This window comes from Serratia marcescens (assembly GCF_029846115.1).
Lineage (GTDB): Bacteria > Pseudomonadota > Gammaproteobacteria > Enterobacterales > Enterobacteriaceae > Serratia > Serratia marcescens_L.
This window is the reverse complement of sequence record NZ_JARVZZ010000001.1, coordinates 3061694-3078428: the sequence shown is the minus strand read 5'-3', so window position 1 is coordinate 3078428 and position 16735 is coordinate 3061694. Positions and strand designations below refer to the sequence as shown.

Genomic DNA, 16735 nt, shown 5'->3' with positions numbered 1-16735 from the left:
AGCCTTAAGCCGCTGGCGTTTGCCATGCTGAGCATGGCGGCCGGCGGCTGGCTGCCGTTTGCGCTCGGCGACGATCTGCCGCCGCCCCCCCGCGCCGTCAGCATGCCGGACACCACGCTGTATCTGGAGCCGGTCGTCAACGGGCGCCAAACCGGCAACGTCGTGCCCGTCAACTACCGCGGCGGCCATTACTACATGACGCCCCAGCAACTGCTCGACGCCGGGCTGCCGGTAGCGGATAAACAGGCGAAAGAAATCGCCGTCGATCGGCTGGAGAAGGTGGATGTCAGCTACAGCGGCGAGAGCCAGCAGTTGCTGATCAACGTGCCCAACGACTGGTTGCCGCAGCAAACCATCGGTGCCCATTCACCGTTGCAGCGCTTGCCGGCGCAAAGCAGCCTGGGTTTGCTGTTCAACTACGACATCTATGCCAGCCAAAGCAACGGCAATGGCCGGCCGGGCTACCTGTCGGCGTGGAGCGAGCAGCGGCTGTTCGACGGATTCGGCGTCATCGCCAACACCGGCATCTACCGCAGCGGGTTTAACGGCGGGCCAAACGACGATGGCGGCCGCTATATTCGGTACGACAGCTATTGGCGTTTCAACGATGACCAGCGGATGCTGAGTGTGATCGCCGGTGACCTTACCACCGGCTCGCTCCCCTGGAGCAGCGCCGTGCGCATCGGCGGCTTGCAATTGGCGCGCAATTTCGCGGTGCGCCCGGATCTTATCACCTACCCGCTGCCGCAGTTTTCCGGCCAGGCGGCATTGCCCAGTAGCGTCGATTTATACATCAACAGCTATAAAAACAGCACCACCAACATCAATCCCGGGCCATTCACCCTCAACAGCGTGCCCTACATTAACGGCGCGGGTCAGGCCACCGTCGTCACCACTGACGCCCTCGGCCGCCAGGTCAGCACCACGGTACCGTTCTACGTGGCCAGCAACCTGCTGCAGACTGGCATGAGCGATTTCAGCATTTCCACCGGCTTGCTGCGGCGCAACTACGGGTTGAATTCTGCCGATTACGGGCAATGGGTAGGCAGCGCCAGCTTACGTTACGGCGTCACTGATTGGTTAACCCTGGAAGGACGCGCCGAAGGCGCAGCCGAATTGGCAGTCGGCGGCGGCGGCGCCGACATTCGCGTCGGGCAATGGGGGGTTCTCAACGCGTCCTACAGCGTCAGCCAGGCGGGCGACGAGGCGTTTAACGGCGGCCGGCCGATACAATCCCCCACTTATTACGACCCGCTGACCGGCAGACCGTTGCAACAGCCGGATCCCCAGCCCGTCTATCGCTACACCGGCAATCACGGCGATCAGAGCAGTTTTGGCTACACCTACAGCAACCAACGTTTCAGCCTCAACGCGCAACGCATTCTGCGCAGCGCCGATTTTGGCGACATTTCCGTGTATAAAAGCGACTACCGTCTGAGCCGTCGCACCGATCAGTTAACCGGCAGCGTCAGCCTGGGCCGGCTCGGCAGCCTCGGCGCCGGTTATTTTGACGTTCGCGACGCCATCGCCCAACGAACCCGCCTTGTGAACCTGTCCTACAGTGTGTCGCTTTGGCGCAACAGCAGCCTGTACGCCTCGCTGAACCGGGAAATCGGCAGCAGCGGTTACAGCGCCCAACTGCAGCTCTCCATTCCGTTCGACAGTTGGGGCACCGCCAGCCTCAGTGCCGCGCGCGACAGCAACAACCGCTGGAGCGAACGCGTCAGCTACAGCCGCGCCGCGCCGACCGATGGCGGTTTCGGCTGGAATCTGGCCTACGCCAATAACCCGAGCGGCGGCGATTACCGCCAGGCGGATCTGACCTGGCGCACCCGCAGGCTCGAAGCTCGAGCTGGCATATACGGCACCCGCGATGAGACCAACCACTGGGGAGAAATCAGCGGTTCGCTGGTGGCGATGAACGGCGGCGTGTACGCCACCAACACCATCAACGACGCCTTTGCGTTGGTGTCCACGCAAGGATACGCCGACATTCCGGTGAGCTATGAGAACCAGATGATCGGCAAGACCGATGCCCAGGGCTATTTGCTGGTGCCGACCGTCACCTCTTACTACCATGCGAAATTCCAGATTGATCCGCTCAGCCTGCCCGCCGACGTCGCGCTGCCGACGGTGGAGAAAACCGTCGCCATTCGCGATCACAGCGGTTTTCTGGTTGAGTTCCCTATTCAACCCATCTCCGCCGCCGACGTCGAACTGGTTGACGAGCAAGGCAAACCGTTGGCCAACGGCAGCCAGGTGGCGGTGGTTGGCGGCAATCAACAGAGCTATGTGGGTTGGGATGGCATGACCTATATCGACCCGGTGCAACAACACAATCGCCTGAGCGTGATCCCGGCCGACGGCGGCCCGCCGTGCCAGGCGGAATTCAGCCTGACTAAGCCTCAGGGCATCCAGCGCGTCGGCCCGGTTGTCTGCCGCTAATTCAACGACGGAGAGTCATTATGTTTCGGGGATTGAAAGCCTTATTGTTAACCCTCTTGCTGCTGATCTGTCAGCGCGCATTCGCTGACTGCGCCACCACCAACGGCACCGTCACCTTACCGGGGAGCAGCTCTTTCGTGGTCTACAACGGGCAGATTAACGCCCAGGGCACTGCCGGTCTCAACTGCACCGGCCTCGGGCTCAGTTTGCTCACGCAAAACACCGTTACGGTCAAGATCGCCTCCACCACCAACAATATGGCGGTCGCCAACACCGACGGTTCCGGCGATAAAATCGCTTACCTGATCTACCCCGACGCCAACTACCAATATCCCTACAGCATCGGCCAAACCATCGACTACAGCTCGCTGAACCTGCTGTCGCTGATCCTGATTTCCTCCAACGTCAACTTTCCGCTGTATATCAAAACCACCGCCGGCGCCAACGTGCGCGCAGGCACCTATACCGACAGCATCAACCTGATCTGGAACTACCATATCTGTGGCCTGGGTCTGATCGGGCTGTGCATCTGGTGGGACGGTGTCAACCAGGCCAGCACCGTCACTGTCACCGTGGCGATCACCAAAGACTGCCTGATCGGCACCGCCCCCAACGTCAACTTTGGCAGCATGGCGTTGGTCGGGCAGTTCAATCCTGTCAATCAGAGCATCACCCTGACCTGCACCAAAACCGAGGGATACAACACCTATTTCACCAACGGCAATAACCCCGTCACCGGGTGGCGGCGGATGAAAAGCGGCACCAGCAATTTCATGCAGTACCAGATTTACTTGCCTAATACGACGACCGTTTGGGATAGCACCAACAAACAGAGCGGCGCCGGCACCGGGCTGGCGCAAAGCATCCCGTATAAGGCGGCGGTCAATGCGGCGCAGACGGAAGTGGCGGTCGGCAGCTATCAAGACAACCTCAGTTTTGTGGTGGAGTACTAGGCGTTGTGTTTTGTCGCCGTGGAAATTGTTTCCAAAATGTAATTTTTATGTGGCATTTTTTGCTCATTTGGCTATGCTCATACCGATGACCTTACTGGTCTAACCTCCTACCACACCATTGAGCAAGGAGTTCCCATGAGCAAAACCGTCGTAAAAATTGGCAGCTTCGAGGTCGATGACGCGCATCTTCACGCCGGCGCCGATCGTGCCGGCACCCTGAGCATTCCCTGCAAGTCCGATCCGGATCTGTGCATGCAGCTGGACGGCTGGGATGAACACACCAGTATTCCGGCGATCCTCGACGGCAAGCAGTCGCTGCTGTACAAGCAGCACTACGACCGGCAGTCGGACGCCTGGGTGATGCGGCTGGCATGAAAATGCAACAGAACTGCTGACGACGCGCTGTTTTCATCGGAAACAGCGCGTTTTTTTATGCGATGGCGATACCGCGGCCGGCAAAGAAAGGGGCGAAGCGGCTGAGCGGCAACTGTACCCGTTCGCGCGTCGCCGGGCTGTCGCCCGAAGGGTTGTGGAAGGTCACGCTGTGCGCATCGGCGGCGGTGATCAGCACCAGATGCCCACCCCGCTGCGGCGGCAGGCTCTCGGGCCGGCGAATGGAGGGATGCACCGAGGCGATAAAGTAACAGTATTCGCTGAGCAGCGCCGGCACGTCAGCGGCCTCCAGCCCCACCTTCACCTCCGCTTGCAGCGCAAACTGTTCGCGCACGTACTCGACGAACGGCGCGTAAATCAGCCCTTTGATTCGCTCCCCCTCGCGCACATAGGCGCCGTAAGGCAGGCTGCGCCGCGCCAGCTCCAGCAGCGGCGGCGCTTCGCCGTCGCGGTGGCTCAGCACCATTTTCAGGCAGGCCATGCCGCACACGTGGTTGGCCCACTCGGCGTACTCCGCCCGATCGCGGGCGCCGCTGCGCGCCCAATTCTCGTCTTGCGCCAGCGTCGCGCGGCCGGCGATCAGATCGGCGGCCAGCTCCGGGCTTGCCCACTGGCATTCGTAGGGAACGGCGCGCATCCGTTTAGAACTTGTCGACGACGTTGAAATTCATCAGCACCAGCGTCATGTCCGGCGAAAACAAGTCATACTCTTCGAAGAAGCGCTGCAGCTCTTTGCGCCAATGCGCCAGCGAACGATCGCCTTCGCCTTCGGCAAAGGCGTGCGCTTCATCGACCTGATCGTAAGTTTTCATTTCCACCGCGGTCAGTTCAACCGCGCAGACCGGTTCACCTTTACCGTCCACCACCAGGAACAGATCGCCGGCCTGCGGGATCCCTTCGCCGTCCAGGTTGGAACAGGTGGCCGTTTTGGTGCCATTGAGGATCAATTGCACCACTTCATCGGCCTGCTGCTCGGTATCGCCGAACGCCCAGCGCTCAAGGTGTTCGTATTTCTGTGGAATTGCCGTCGCCATGATTATACCTTTAGGAAAAATGCATCAATGCAGACAGGATAGTACAACGTATTGCCGGCCGTCTGCATCCGTCGCAAGCGCGACTGCGCGTTTGGCCACCGCCGCCTTTACGCGTTTTTACCGTTCTTCGCTGTGCCGGCCGCGCTGCCGGGCGCATACTGTGGACATTATTCACCCAATGGCAACCGCCAGGCGGCAACATGCGGCAAAACGACATCGATGCTGACGATACCTTCGCGATTTACTCAACGGCGTTGCCCTGGTGACGCTTTTCCTCATCGCCCTCGTCGGCGGGTGGTACTTCAGTTAAGGGGGCAACGTGGCAACAAAACGCATGGGCAACAAACTCAGTAAAATGGTGGTGGTGCTGCTGCTGATCTGCCTGGCGTTGCTGCTGTTGCGTTGGGCGGCGATCGCCTTCGGTTAATCTCGCGAAACGACGCCGGCCAAGCGCCGGCGCCCTGTTCACCGCCACCGCGGCGCGGTCGGCTCCAACAACTCCCGCAAATAGGCCAAACGCGCCTCCCCCTGCGGTAACCAGCGGCGGCACAGCCAATGCTGCGTTTCACCCGTGCGGCTCAGGCGGTAGTACTCCGCCAAGGTTTCGACCCAGTTCATGATGTTTTCTCCTGCTTTTCGACACTGCAAGTATTGAGCGTAAAAACCAGAAGAAATACTGATGGCTTGTTTTTTATGCTTCCTGTTTTAGGCAGCCGGTAGCGAAGCCGCAGTTCAGCTGCTACATTGGGCAAAAATCAACCAGCCGAGGTAGGCCATGACGTTCTCGGAACAGGAGATTAAACCCGTATGGGATGAGGTCGCACGCCTGATCGGCGACGGCGTGATGCAGCTGCGCCATCGTGGCGAAGCACTGTCGGTGGAAACGCTGGAAAAACATCTGGCGCGGCAGTTGGCGGACAGCAACGATATCGAACGGCGCATCCTGCTCGGCGCCGCCATCAACATGCTGAAAGGCGGAAAATGAATCGCCAACCGAAAAGGTTGGCGATCCGACAGAAGCCCGAGGTATGCAAGCCCGGCCTTCTGCGCGCTACTATGTCACGCTAATATGACGTAATTAATAGGAATTGTCGGGTTTTTACCCCAAACGCCCTATTTTTGTTGCCTGCATTACGCCAGCGCGAAATCGCCGGCATCCAGCGGCTGCCCCACCACTTTCACCAGAAAATCGCTGCCGCCAAAGGCGCCGCCCAGATTGATCGCCACGTCGCTCACGTGATTTTGCGCGTCATAGCTCAGCATCGCTTCACCCGCCTTGCCGCTGAACTGATCGACGAAGCGAATGCCGTCGGCGCTGCCGGTGTTGAACAGCGTCAGATCAATCTTGTCTTCACCGCGCACGAAGTCGCGGATCCAATCCGGCGCCGCCGCCGTCGACTCATCCGCCGCGAAATAGACGAAGGTGTCCTTGCCGGCGCCGCCCCACAGCTGATCCGCCCCTTTACCACCGTACAGCACATCATCGCCCGCGCCGCCCTTGAGCACGTTATCGGCGGCGTTGCCCACCAGCACATCGTTGCCCGATCCGCCGATGGCGTTTTCAATCGTCACGCCCGCGGCGATAGACACGTTGCCTTTCAGGCCGCCAACGTCCGAGAACGCTTTTTCATTCAGGTTGATGCGCTGATTCTGGCTGAAGCCGGAGAAGTCGAAGGTGTCGTTACCGCCGGCATCCCAGGCGGTGAAGACAATCTTGTCCTGCGCGCCGGTGGCGGTGAGGAAGTCGCGATCGGTATTGGAATTGAAACCGTAGATCGTATCGCCGGTGCGGGTATTCATGTTGGCGCCGTAGAAGTGCTGGATCGCCGTGATGTCGTTGAGCAGCGGCCCGGAAGAGTAAGCGCCTTTAAAGTCCTGCCCGGTGTTGCTTTCGCTGAAATAGCTCATCACGCTGTGGGCGCGGCTGTCCTCGAAATAGGTCGCATCCTTGCCGTAGGTGATGCTGACGCCCGGCGCGGCGTTATAGTCGCCCGGATGCTGCAGCCCCAGCGCATGGCCGATTTCATGGGTGAAGGTCTGGCGACCGTACTCATTCTCATGGATCTGGTTGTTGACGAAGGTGTGGTTCTTGGCGTTATACCAGGTTTGCCCGGCAACCGAAGGCGAGGTGTCCGGGTTATACGCAAAGGCATAGGAGCCGCGCGAGCTGTAGTCGAACAGGCCGAATTTGATATTGGCGGCGGCGGTGTTGCTGGTTTCGGTAAAGGTGATATTGGCCACGTCGGACCATGACTGTAACGACAGTTTGGCCTGCTCGCGCTGTTCGGCGTTAAAGCTGCGGAAGCCGCTGATGCCCATGCTCGACATGTTGCTCGGCGCCTGTTCCCAGAAGCTGAAGGTCAGGGAGACCGGCGTGTCGGTCACACCCTTGTCGTGCCAACTGCGATCGCCGCGCACCAGCTCCAGGCCGGCGTTTTCGAACGTTTTCGACGGGTGAAGCACGGTAATGGTGTCGTCTTCATCGGGTTTATAAGCGCCCAGCAGGGCTAATACGCCTTCGGCCTTAACGGAAGCATTGCTTGATGACATAACCTTATCTCCATATTCGTCAATTCAATCGGGGGGATGCCCCAACTGGCGGATTGCCTGAACGGCAGCGGCCCGGTGTTGAATCAATACGGGGATATCGGTAATGCGGTGGCGCCTTCCCTCGGCACTCTGAATGAGAACGATAATCCCTTAAGAGAAAAGAATAGACACATTTTCGCCGAGTACAGAATTTTCTTAGATAAAGTACGACTATGCATTTGCGCCATACGAATGATTTTCAAGGTAATCATCAGCATTATCACGATAAGCGGAAAAAACGCATAAAAAAACCGGGGCAATCCAACCCCGGCTATCCATAAGAAATTCTGGACTCAGACTAACCAACCGAGCAGCAGCGTCGCGCCGATGACCGTGGAAGCGCCGCCGATGCGCGTGGCGATTTGGGCGAACGGCATCAGCCCCATGCGGTTCGACGCCGACAGGATCGCCACGTCACCGGTGCCGCCCAGGCCACTGTGACAACAGGTGACGATCGCCGCTTCCACCGGGAACATCTTCAGGTAAGGCGCAATCAGGAAACTGACCAGCCCCATCGACAGCACCACCGCGCCGCAGACCACCACATAACCGACCGAAAACACCGCCACCACGCTTTCCAGCGGCACGTACAGCATGCCCAGACCGATCATCAGCGGCCACACCAGCGCGGTGGAGACGAACTTGTAGAAACTGTGCGCGCCGGTTTCCATCGAAGCCGGGATCACCCGGCAGTACTTGCACAGCACCGCAAACAGGATCATCAGCACCGGGCCGGGAATATGCACGATGTGTTCGAACAGGCCGCCGACGATAAAGAAGGCGCAGATCACCAGCAGCCCGCCGCCCATCAGTTGGAAATCGACGTTGCCGCTTTGCTCCTTGATGGCGAACATCGCGTTCTCCTGCGCCGAGCGGATCAGCATGCCGTCGCCGCTCAGCGTCTTGCGCTGCATGCCGATGCGCGCCAGCACCCCGGCGGTCACGATGGCGAAGATATTGCCCAGCACCGCCGCCGGCGCCAGCTGCGCGACGTAGACGTCCGGCGTCGCTCCCAGGATCGCCGAATAGGCCAGCGACAGCGGTAAAATCCCCTCGCCGATGCCGCCGCCGATAATCGGCACGATGATGAAGAAGAAGGTGTGATAGAAGGTAAAACCGAACAGCTTGCCCACCAGCAGCCCGGTGATCACCGCCGTCACCGTACCGACCACCAAGGGCACGAACATGCGAATCATCCCCTGGATCAGGATCACCCGGTTCATGCCGAGAATGCTGCCGACCACCAGACTGGCGATGACGAAATACAACAGGTTGGCGTCTTTCATCAGCAAATGAACCGTGCCCATGACGTTGGGCTGGAAGACATTGAAATAGACCAGCACCGACGGCACCATCAAACACAGAATGGCCGGCCCGCCGATATCGCGCAGCACGGGAATGCTTTTTCCCAACTGCGCCAGCGCGAAGCCCAGCGTCATTATCACCGCCAGGCCGCCGATCATATTCTTCGGCAGGAAGTTGGCATAGGCGGAAATCGCCACGATCGCGCAAATCGTGATAAACAACGCGATCGGCACCGCACCGATATCTATTTGACGAAGTTGATTAATTAATCCTGAGGATTCGGACGATGCCGTATTTTTATCACAGGCCAGTTCTGCATTTATCTGTTTCATTATTCACCCTGCTGACAAGCGTACAGTACGGTTAGATTCACCTGGCGCAACAACCTTGCCATAGCCAAGCAAAAACAAATGATTACGAAAAATCCTATTGTGGATTTCGCTTTTTCTAATAAGAAATAAAACAGTAGACAGCCCTGACAATATGATAAAAAATAAAAATGCAAAACTAAATTACACCGGCGTAATTCAATATTGTGAGCCTCCGCCAAGGTTAGTTTTAATTAATTATCGTCAGCATTTTGTAATTAAAGTAATCGGGTTTAAATTCGCTGCTATGCTATAGGAGGGCGAAAAAGCCCCCTGTTTTATTAATAAAGAACCGGAAACGCATTAGCTGAATCCGGTCAGCTTGATCCGAACCTTAATCCTGCGCGCGGCACCGCACGGGAAAGAGGCATAATATGACTCATAAGGAAGTAGAATATGTCTTCACGCGCTGTTACCCCACAAACTCTCGCTCGCTACGGCATCCATCAGGCCGCCGATATCGTCTATAACCCCAGCTATGAATTGCTGTTCGCCGAAGAGACCCGCGCCGACCTGCCGCCGCTGGAACGCGGCACCCTCACCCAACTGGGCGCGGTCAACGTCGCGACCGGTGAATTCACCGGCCGTTCGCCGAAGGACAAATACATCGTGCGCGACGACACCACGCGCGATACCGTCTGGTGGTCGGACAACGGCACCGGCAAAAACGACAACCAGCCGCTCTCCCCGGAAGTCTGGCAGCATCTGAAAACGTTGGTGGGCAACCAGCTCTCCGGCAAACGTCTGTTCGTGGTGGACGCGTTTTGCGGCGCCAACGCCGACACGCGCCTGAAAGTGCGCTTCATCACCGAGGTGGCCTGGCAGGCGCACTTCGTGAAAAACATGTTTATTCGCCCGAGCGACGCCGAGCTGGCGGACTTTGAGCCGGACTTCGTGGTAATGAACGGCGCCAAATGCACCAACCCGGACTGGCAACAGCAAGGGCTGCATTCGGAGAACTTCGTCGCCTTCAACCTGACGGAACGCATGCAGCTGATCGGCGGCACCTGGTACGGCGGCGAGATGAAGAAAGGCCTGTTCTCGGTCATGAACTATCTGCTGCCGCTGAAGGGCATCGCCTCGATGCACTGCTCGGCCAACGTCGGCGAGCAAGGCGACGTGGCGGTGTTCTTCGGCCTGTCCGGCACCGGCAAAACCACCCTCTCCACCGATCCGAAGCGCCAGCTGATCGGCGATGACGAGCACGGCTGGGACGACGATGGCGTGTTCAACTTCGAAGGCGGCTGCTACGCCAAGACCATCAAGCTGTCGCCGCAGGCGGAGCCGGAAATCTATCAGGCAATCCGCCGCGATGCGCTGCTGGAAAACGTCACCGTGCTGGCCGACGGCAGCATCGACTTCGACGACGCCAGCAAAACCGAGAACACCCGCGTCTCCTACCCGATTTATCACATCGAGAACATCGTCAAACCGGTGTCCAAAGCCGGCCATGCGCGCAAGATCATCTTCCTGACCGCCGATGCCTTCGGCGTACTGCCGCCGGTATCGCGCCTGACGCCTGAGCAGACCCAGTACCACTTCCTGTCCGGCTTCACCGCCAAGCTGGCCGGCACCGAGCGCGGCATCACCGCGCCGACGCCGACCTTCTCCGCCTGCTTCGGCGCCGCATTCCTGACGCTGCATCCGACGCAGTACGCCGAAGTGCTGGTGAAACGCATGGAGGCCGCCGGCGCCCAGGCTTACCTGGTCAACACCGGCTGGAACGGCAGCGGCAAACGTATTTCGATCAAGGATACGCGCGGCATTATCGATGCCATTCTGAATGGCGACATTGAGCAGGCCGAGACCTTCACGCTGCCAATCTTCGGGCTAGACGTGCCGACCGCGCTGCCGGGCGTCGATCCGTCGATTCTCGATCCGCGCAAAACTTACGCCGACGAATCGCTGTGGCAGGAGAAGGCGCAGGATCTGGCGCAGCGCTTTATCGATAACTTCGCCAAATATACCGTCACCCCGGCGGGTGAAAAACTGGTGAACGCCGGGCCTAAACTGTAAAACAATCAGGGCGCCGCGGCGCCCTTCATACCTGTCTGCAAGGGCCGAACCCTCGGCCCTTGCCTCACGCCGCCGACGGCACGAAAACGCCGCGAAAGCGCATGTTGCCAGAAGCGAGCCGCTCATAAGCCTCCGTGGCTTGATCCAGCGTGAAAGTCTCGACCATCGGCTTCACTTTGCCTTTCGCCGCCAGGTTCAGCACTTCACTCAGGTATTGCTGCCCGCCATGGGTGGAGCCGATCACCCGCTGACGCATCATATGGAACGGTACACCTTCGGAAGAGATCGCGAACGGTTTGCTGAAATCCAGCCCGCACAACACGACGCGACCATCGACCCGCAAGCCACTCATCGCCTCCGGTGCGGAGTCGAAGTCATTGGTGGTCACCAGCAGGATGTCCGCGCCGCCGCTCTCCCGCAGCGCCTGGCCGGAAACGAAGATGCGATCGGCGCCCAGTTGCTTCGCCAGCGCATGTTTGTCCGGTGAATGGGTGATCGCCACCGTGTCGAAACCACAGGCTTTGGAGAGCTGCAACGCGACATGTCCCAGCCCGCCGATGCCCAACACCGCGACCGTTTCATGCGGTTGTGGCGCAGCATCACGCAGCCCGCTCCAGGTGGTATAGCCTGCGCACATCATCGGTGCGGCATCGATGTAGGACAACCCATCCGGCAATAACACCGTGCCTTCGGCGGCGATGGCGATATATTCGGCGTGACCGCCCTGGGCAGAAAAACCGGTGGTGCGCGGCGCCGGGCAGTTCATCGCCGTTTGCCCGGTCAGCGGCCGGCTCTCGCGGCAATACGGGCAACGGCCGCAGGACGATTGTACCCAGGTGGTGCCGACGCGATCGCCAATCTGCCGCGTATGCACGCCGGCGCCCACCTCAACCACTTCCCCTACCACTTCATGACCGGGCGTTTGCGGGTAAATATCGCCGCCATATCCTTGCGTCGCCCATACGTCGGTATAGCACATGCCCGAGGCGTGCACTTTGACCAGAACCTGTCCCGGCTCCGCACGGGGCATCGGCACCAGCTTAACTTCCCAGGGCCGGTTGGCGCCGGTCATAACCACCGCTTTCATCTTCTTTTCCATCATCAACGCCTCGCTGCATTGTGGCGCCCGGCGATTGCCCGGCGTCTCCTCATGAGCGTAAGGCAGGCTCTACGCCACAACAATGCAGGCAAACCTCACTGTAGAGATGAATACGGCTCACTAATAGGCGCAGCCAAAAGCAGAACGCGCACGCATCAGGACTGCGCCGCGCGCAAATACCCGATCAACGCCTTCAGCGCGCCCGAAACGTGGCGATGGCCGGAGTAGTAGAGGCACAATCCCGGATAAGCCGGACACCATGCGTCCAGCGCACGCTCCAGGCGCCCGTCGTGCAGCGCTTCAAGCGCCAAATGTTCAGGCACGAAAGCAATACCGATACCGTCAATGGCGGCGTCCACCATCAGAGGCTGATCGGTCAGCGTGAGCGAGCCGGTCACGCCGATCGACTCGCTCACGCCATCGCGTTCGAATTCCCAGCGGTAAATCGTGCCGCTGTCGAAGCGAAAGCGGATGCAGTTATGGTGCAGCAGATCCTGTGGCGTTGCCGGGCGGCCGCGGGCAGCAAAATAGCCAGGCGCGGCAATGACGACGAAACGCACAGGCGGGCTGACGCGCATCGCGATCATGTCCTGCGGCACGGCTTCCGCCAGCCGGATGCCGGCATCAAACCCCTCGGCAACGATATCGCTCAGCTTCCCGTCGCAGACGATGTCCAGATGGATATGGGGGTGTTCGCGCAGGAAACCGGCCAGCAACGGACGCAACACCAGCCTGACCGCGCCTTCGCTGGCATTGATGCGCACCGTGCCGCTGGGCGTGGCGCGCCATTCATCCACTTCGTGCAACGCTTGCGAAATGGACGACAGCGCCGGACGCAGCTGTTCCGCCAGGCGCTCACCTGCTTCGGTCGGCGCCACGCTCCGCGTGGTGCGGTTGAGCAGCCTGACGCCGAGCCGTCGCTCCAGAGCCTTTATCGAGTGGCTGACCGCCGACGGCGTCACTTCCAGTTCCACCGCCGCCGCGTGAAAGCTGCGATGGGTGGCGACGGCCAGAAAAACGGTCAAGGCGAACAGATCGCCCTGTTTGAACGGGTAAGCAGCATTCATGGGGGCATCGCAAAATAGTGACATAAATTGAACAATCAACATGCCACAGATGAATGCGGCTCACAATGCGGCGCAATCCACGTTTTCCCCGAGCAGCAAACCCGGCATGACCAGCGCCACCGCCGCCGCGATGCGCTCGTCGATCGCGCTGCCCGGCGGCAACAGCCCCAGCGTCATCTGCCGCAGCGGTTCGGCGATGGTCATCGCCAACAAGAGATCGCTGGTTTGCGCCCAGTCTCGCTCACGCAGCCACCCGCACTGCCGCTGGCGCTGCAGCCAGTCCGCCACCGTCGCCCGGCCGTGCTGAATGCCGTTGCGCTGATAGCTGTCCAGCAGCCCCTCGCGCCCCGGAAACTCGCTTTGCAGCAGCCGAAACATGCCCACCGCTTCGGCGCTCAGTACCTGCTGCGCGATGGCCTTCAGCCCTTTTTCCAACAGTGGCGCAACCGCCGCCCGCTGCCCGGCATCCTGGGCGAAGGCCGGCTGAAACGCCTCGGTCCAGCCGCTTACCGCCTGCGCTACCAGCTCATCACGGTTGGCGGCAAAGCGATACAGGGTTTTTTTAGCCACCCCGGCGCGTTTCGCCACCGCATCCACCGTTGCTGCGGCATAGCCGCCGTCGAGCAGCAGCGCCAACGTCGCCTGGGCCAGCGCCGCGCGCAGCGCCGTTTCCGGCGTGGCCGGCCGGCCGCGCGCGCGCAGCGGTTCTTCATTCGGGTTCGCCATATTTATTCCTCACAAGCGTTGACAGACTCAGCATAGCGGCATAGCCTTATTTTGGAAACGAAATTCGTTTCCAAAATTAAACAGGAACCCATTATGACACATCCTTCCCTGCTGGCGCCGTGGGGCGTCAACGATATCAACGAGTTGCTCAGGCCAGAACCGCTACGGCTGGAGATGGGGCTGAGCCGCAGCGCCGACGGCCTGCTGACCGTGGCAGTTCGTACCGATCTGCACGGCTGCAAAGGGCGCATGCTGGACTGGTGGTTCACCTTCTTCGAGACGACTCAGCACATCAACTGGTGGCACCCGCACGATCACGTCGAACACCGTGGCTGGGATCGCCACTGGAAAAAGGGGGAAAGCTACATCGGCGCCAGCATCGAAGCGGTCGAATGGCTGGCGGAGCTGCCGCCGGTCGCGGCGCGCCTCAAGTTTCACGCCGCCGAGGACTTCTTCGCGCCGCAGCCGCTGCGCCAGGCGCGCGACGCGCAGGCGCTCTCCGCCGCCGTTTGCGCTCGCATCGGCTTCGGCGACCAGGTGGCGCTGGATGACAACGGCGATCCCTGCGACGGCGAGATGCTGCACCTGGTGCGCGACACGCCCTATGGTTGCGTGCTACGCAGTCGCTTCCTGCTGGGTAAAGCCTGCGCCAACGCCCACGACGAGCTGCCAGATGACATCGGCTTTAACCTGATGCGCCACTGCTACAACGAGTTCAGCTATCTGGCGCAGTTCCTGCCGTCGCTGTACTACGCCGAAAACGGTCGCGAACCTGCGCCGTTGCTCTGGTAAGTCGCCAGCGGAGCCTGTTATTTTTTCGCGATGCCGCTATAGTGATTTTCATCGCCATTCCCGCGTCTATGACGGAGAACTCATGGAAAACCCCTGCTATAGCGGCGGCTGCCTGTGCGGGCATATTCGCTTTCAGGCACGCGGCCTGCCTGGCAATCCGCACAGCTGTTCCTGCGATTTTTGCCGCCGCCACTCCGGCGCACCGACGCTCTGCTGGGTCGAATTTCCGCGTCAGGCCGTCGAGTGGAACGGCCCGGGCGGCATACCCACACTCTACCGTTCTTCACCCTATTCCAGCCGCGCCTTTTGCCCGCGCTGCGGCAGCACGCTGGGGGCGATCGACGACGAACCGACGGTGGCGCTGGCCACCGGCAGCTTCGATCGGGCCGATCTACCGGAGCTGCGCCCGACCTCACATGCATTCGCCGATGTTTGCCCCGAATGGTGGCGTATCGACGGCAGGCGCTGAGCGCCTCACAGTTCTCGCTGAAATCAATTGATTGTTTTGTCGTATAAATTTAGAACTGACGAACAATAATTCAAAAGTATGGGAACGGGGATGAATCAACAGACTCTCGACGCGCGCCGCTCGCGTCAGGCGTTACTGGCCGGCTCGGTCGGCAACTTTATCGAATGGTACGAGTTCGGGGTGTACGGGTTCCTGGCCACCGTTATCGCCGCCAATTTTTTCACGCTGCAGGGTGAAAACGAAATCACCAGCCTGATCCTCACCTACGCCGCCTTCGCGCTGGCGTTTTTCTGTCGGCCGATCGGCGCGGTGATCTTCGGCCGCATCGGCGATCGCATCGGCCGTCGCCCGACGCTGATTGCGGTTCTGCTGTTGATGACGCTGGCCACCGCGCTGATCGGCGCTATGCCGACCTATGCCTCGATCGGCGTCGCCGCCCCGCTGCTGCTGACGCTGCTGCGCATGTTTCAGGGGCTGTTCGCCGGCGGCGAATTCGGCGGCGCCGTGTCGCTGATGACCGAGTTCGCTCCGAAGGGCAAGCGCGGGCTGTTCGGCGCCTGGCAATCGCTGACCGTCGCGCTCGGCCTGCTGGCCGGGGCTGGACTGGTGGCGCTGCTGGCCGCGCTGCTGAGCGCGCAGCAACTGCATGACTGGGGCTGGCGCATTCCCTTCCTGCTGGCGCTGCCGATGGGCGCCGTGGCGCTGTGGTTGCGGCTCAAGCTCGAGGAAACGCCCACGTTTACCCAGGCGCAGCGCGTCGCGGAGCACAGCGCCATACCGCAGGAGGCGAGATTGAGCGGCGTGGCGAAAACCATTCTGATCGGCATCGGCCGCATGATGGGCTGGTCGGCCGCCGGCTATACCTTCCTGGTGGTGATGCCTTCCTATTTGCAAACCTCATTGCACGCCACCTTCCAGCAGGCGCTGGTGGCGACGGTGTTGGCCAACGTCGGCTTCGCCCTGACCATTCTGCCGGCGGGCATCATCAGCGACAAACTGGGGCGTAAAACGGTGATGCTGACGGCGGTGGCGGCGGTGATCCTGTTCACCTTCCCACTGCTGCACCTGTTGCAGGATGCGCAGAGTTCACTGTGGGCCAAAGGGCTGGCGGTCATGATCGCCGGTGCCGTGGTCGGCCTGCTGGCCGGTCCCGGCCCGGCGATGCTGGCGGAGATGTTCCCGACCCGGGTGCGCTATACCGGCTTGGGGCTGGCTTATTCGCTGTCCAATGCGGTATTTTCCGGCTCGGCCGGGCTGATTATCACCGGCCTCATCAAACAGACCGGTAATATCGACATTCCCGCCTACTACGTGGTCGCCACCTCGGTGGTCAGCCTGTTTGCGCTGATGACGCTGCGCCGCGACGACCATCTGCGCTCGCTGAACGAACGTTAATCCTCCGGGGGCGCATCGCCCCCTTGCCAACGCGTGACTTTGATCACAAGGCACAAATGTTAACGTTAACTTTTGTGATTAACA

General features: G+C 60.3%; 17 protein-coding genes. 9 read left to right on the top strand and 8 right to left on the bottom strand.

The features are described from left to right. Positions 1-24: 24 nt before the first annotated feature. The 3 genes from QDT79_RS14560 to QDT79_RS14550 all read left to right on the top strand — a co-directional run bounded on the left by QDT79_RS14560 (position 25) and on the right by QDT79_RS14550 (position 3773). Positions 25-2445: a fimbria/pilus outer membrane usher protein gene (locus QDT79_RS14560; RefSeq protein ID WP_172837477.1), complete on the top strand. Its 2421-nt coding sequence runs from the start codon at positions 25-27 to the stop codon at positions 2443-2445. Positions 2446-2465: 20 nt separating this feature from the next. Beyond that, entirely contained in the window at positions 2466-3398 is a 933-nt protein-coding gene (locus QDT79_RS14555; RefSeq protein WP_063989655.1) for a Csu type fimbrial protein, read from the top strand. Positions 3399-3533: 135 nt separating this feature from the next. Next, a complete protein-coding gene (locus tag QDT79_RS14550; RefSeq protein ID WP_063989654.1) occupies positions 3534-3773 on the top strand; it encodes a DUF1480 family protein in 240 nt (79 codons plus the stop codon). A gap of 55 nt (positions 3774-3828) precedes the next feature. Here the strand turns inward: QDT79_RS14550 and QDT79_RS14545 are convergent, their stop codons facing one another. Further along, complete coding sequence (locus tag QDT79_RS14545; protein ID WP_063989653.1) at positions 3829-4428, bottom strand: C39 family peptidase; 600 nt, start codon at positions 4426-4428, stop codon at positions 3829-3831. 4 nt (positions 4429-4432) lie between these two features. Next, positions 4433-4825: an ASCH domain-containing protein gene (locus QDT79_RS14540; protein WP_049295454.1), complete on the bottom strand. Its 393-nt coding sequence runs from the start codon at positions 4823-4825 to the stop codon at positions 4433-4435. 334 nt (positions 4826-5159) lie between these two features. Here QDT79_RS14540 and yniD point away from each other — a divergent pair, with 334 nt between their 5' ends. Then, a complete protein-coding gene (gene yniD, locus QDT79_RS14535; RefSeq protein WP_016928013.1) occupies positions 5160-5252 on the top strand; it encodes a small membrane protein YniD in 93 nt (30 codons plus the stop codon). A 38-nt stretch (positions 5253-5290) separates the two neighbouring features. On the opposite strand, the gene QDT79_RS14530 is transcribed toward yniD, so the two are convergent. After that, positions 5291-5443, bottom strand: coding sequence for a hypothetical protein (locus tag QDT79_RS14530; RefSeq protein ID WP_172837472.1), 153 nt, complete (start codon positions 5441-5443; stop codon positions 5291-5293). 157 nt (positions 5444-5600) lie between these two features. Here QDT79_RS14530 and QDT79_RS14525 point away from each other — a divergent pair, with 157 nt between their 5' ends. After that, entirely contained in the window at positions 5601-5810 is a 210-nt protein-coding gene (locus tag QDT79_RS14525) for a hypothetical protein (RefSeq protein ID WP_004931526.1), read from the top strand. A 146-nt stretch (positions 5811-5956) separates the two neighbouring features. Here the strand turns inward: QDT79_RS14525 and QDT79_RS14520 are convergent, their stop codons facing one another. Continuing rightward, positions 5957-7375 carry a serralysin family metalloprotease gene (locus QDT79_RS14520; RefSeq protein ID WP_063989652.1) on the bottom strand — a complete coding sequence of 473 codons (1419 nt, stop codon included), beginning with the start codon at positions 7373-7375 and terminating at the stop codon, positions 5957-5959. Positions 7376-7707: 332 nt separating this feature from the next. Next, positions 7708-9051, bottom strand: a complete 1344-nt coding sequence (locus tag QDT79_RS14515) for a 2-hydroxycarboxylate transporter family protein (RefSeq protein WP_063989650.1) — start codon at positions 9049-9051, stop codon at positions 7708-7710. Positions 9052-9483: 432 nt separating this feature from the next. Here QDT79_RS14515 and pckA point away from each other — a divergent pair, with 432 nt between their 5' ends. Next, the gene (gene pckA / locus QDT79_RS14510) at positions 9484-11103 is read left to right on the top strand and encodes a phosphoenolpyruvate carboxykinase (ATP) (RefSeq protein WP_107226905.1); all 1620 of its coding nucleotides are present in this window, start codon (positions 9484-9486) and stop codon (positions 11101-11103) included. Positions 11104-11167: 64 nt separating this feature from the next. Here the strand turns inward: pckA and QDT79_RS14505 are convergent, their stop codons facing one another. From QDT79_RS14505 to QDT79_RS14495, 3 genes are all read right to left on the bottom strand, one after another. Beyond that, positions 11168-12190 (bottom strand): alcohol dehydrogenase catalytic domain-containing protein, encoded by a 1023-nt coding sequence (locus tag QDT79_RS14505; protein ID WP_308316653.1) that lies wholly within the window; start codon positions 12188-12190, stop codon positions 11168-11170. Between the two features lie 167 nt (positions 12191-12357). Further along, on the bottom strand, positions 12358-13269 hold the full coding sequence (locus tag QDT79_RS14500; protein WP_033638269.1) for a LysR family transcriptional regulator: 912 nt from the start codon (positions 13267-13269) through the stop codon (positions 12358-12360). Between the two features lie 60 nt (positions 13270-13329). After that, positions 13330-13995, bottom strand: coding sequence for a TetR/AcrR family transcriptional regulator (locus QDT79_RS14495; RefSeq protein WP_063989647.1), 666 nt, complete (start codon positions 13993-13995; stop codon positions 13330-13332). 93 nt (positions 13996-14088) lie between these two features. Between QDT79_RS14495 and QDT79_RS14490 the strand changes: the two genes are divergently transcribed. The 3 genes from QDT79_RS14490 to QDT79_RS14480 all read left to right on the top strand — a co-directional run bounded on the left by QDT79_RS14490 (position 14089) and on the right by QDT79_RS14480 (position 16651). Further along, positions 14089-14787: a DAPG hydrolase family protein gene (locus QDT79_RS14490; protein WP_063989646.1), complete on the top strand. Its 699-nt coding sequence runs from the start codon at positions 14089-14091 to the stop codon at positions 14785-14787. 82 nt (positions 14788-14869) lie between these two features. Further along, on the top strand, positions 14870-15256 hold the full coding sequence (locus QDT79_RS14485; protein WP_308316652.1) for a GFA family protein: 387 nt from the start codon (positions 14870-14872) through the stop codon (positions 15254-15256). Between the two features lie 90 nt (positions 15257-15346). Next, complete coding sequence (locus tag QDT79_RS14480) at positions 15347-16651, top strand: MFS transporter (RefSeq protein ID WP_308316651.1); 1305 nt, start codon at positions 15347-15349, stop codon at positions 16649-16651. Positions 16652-16735: the final 84 nt, after the last annotated feature.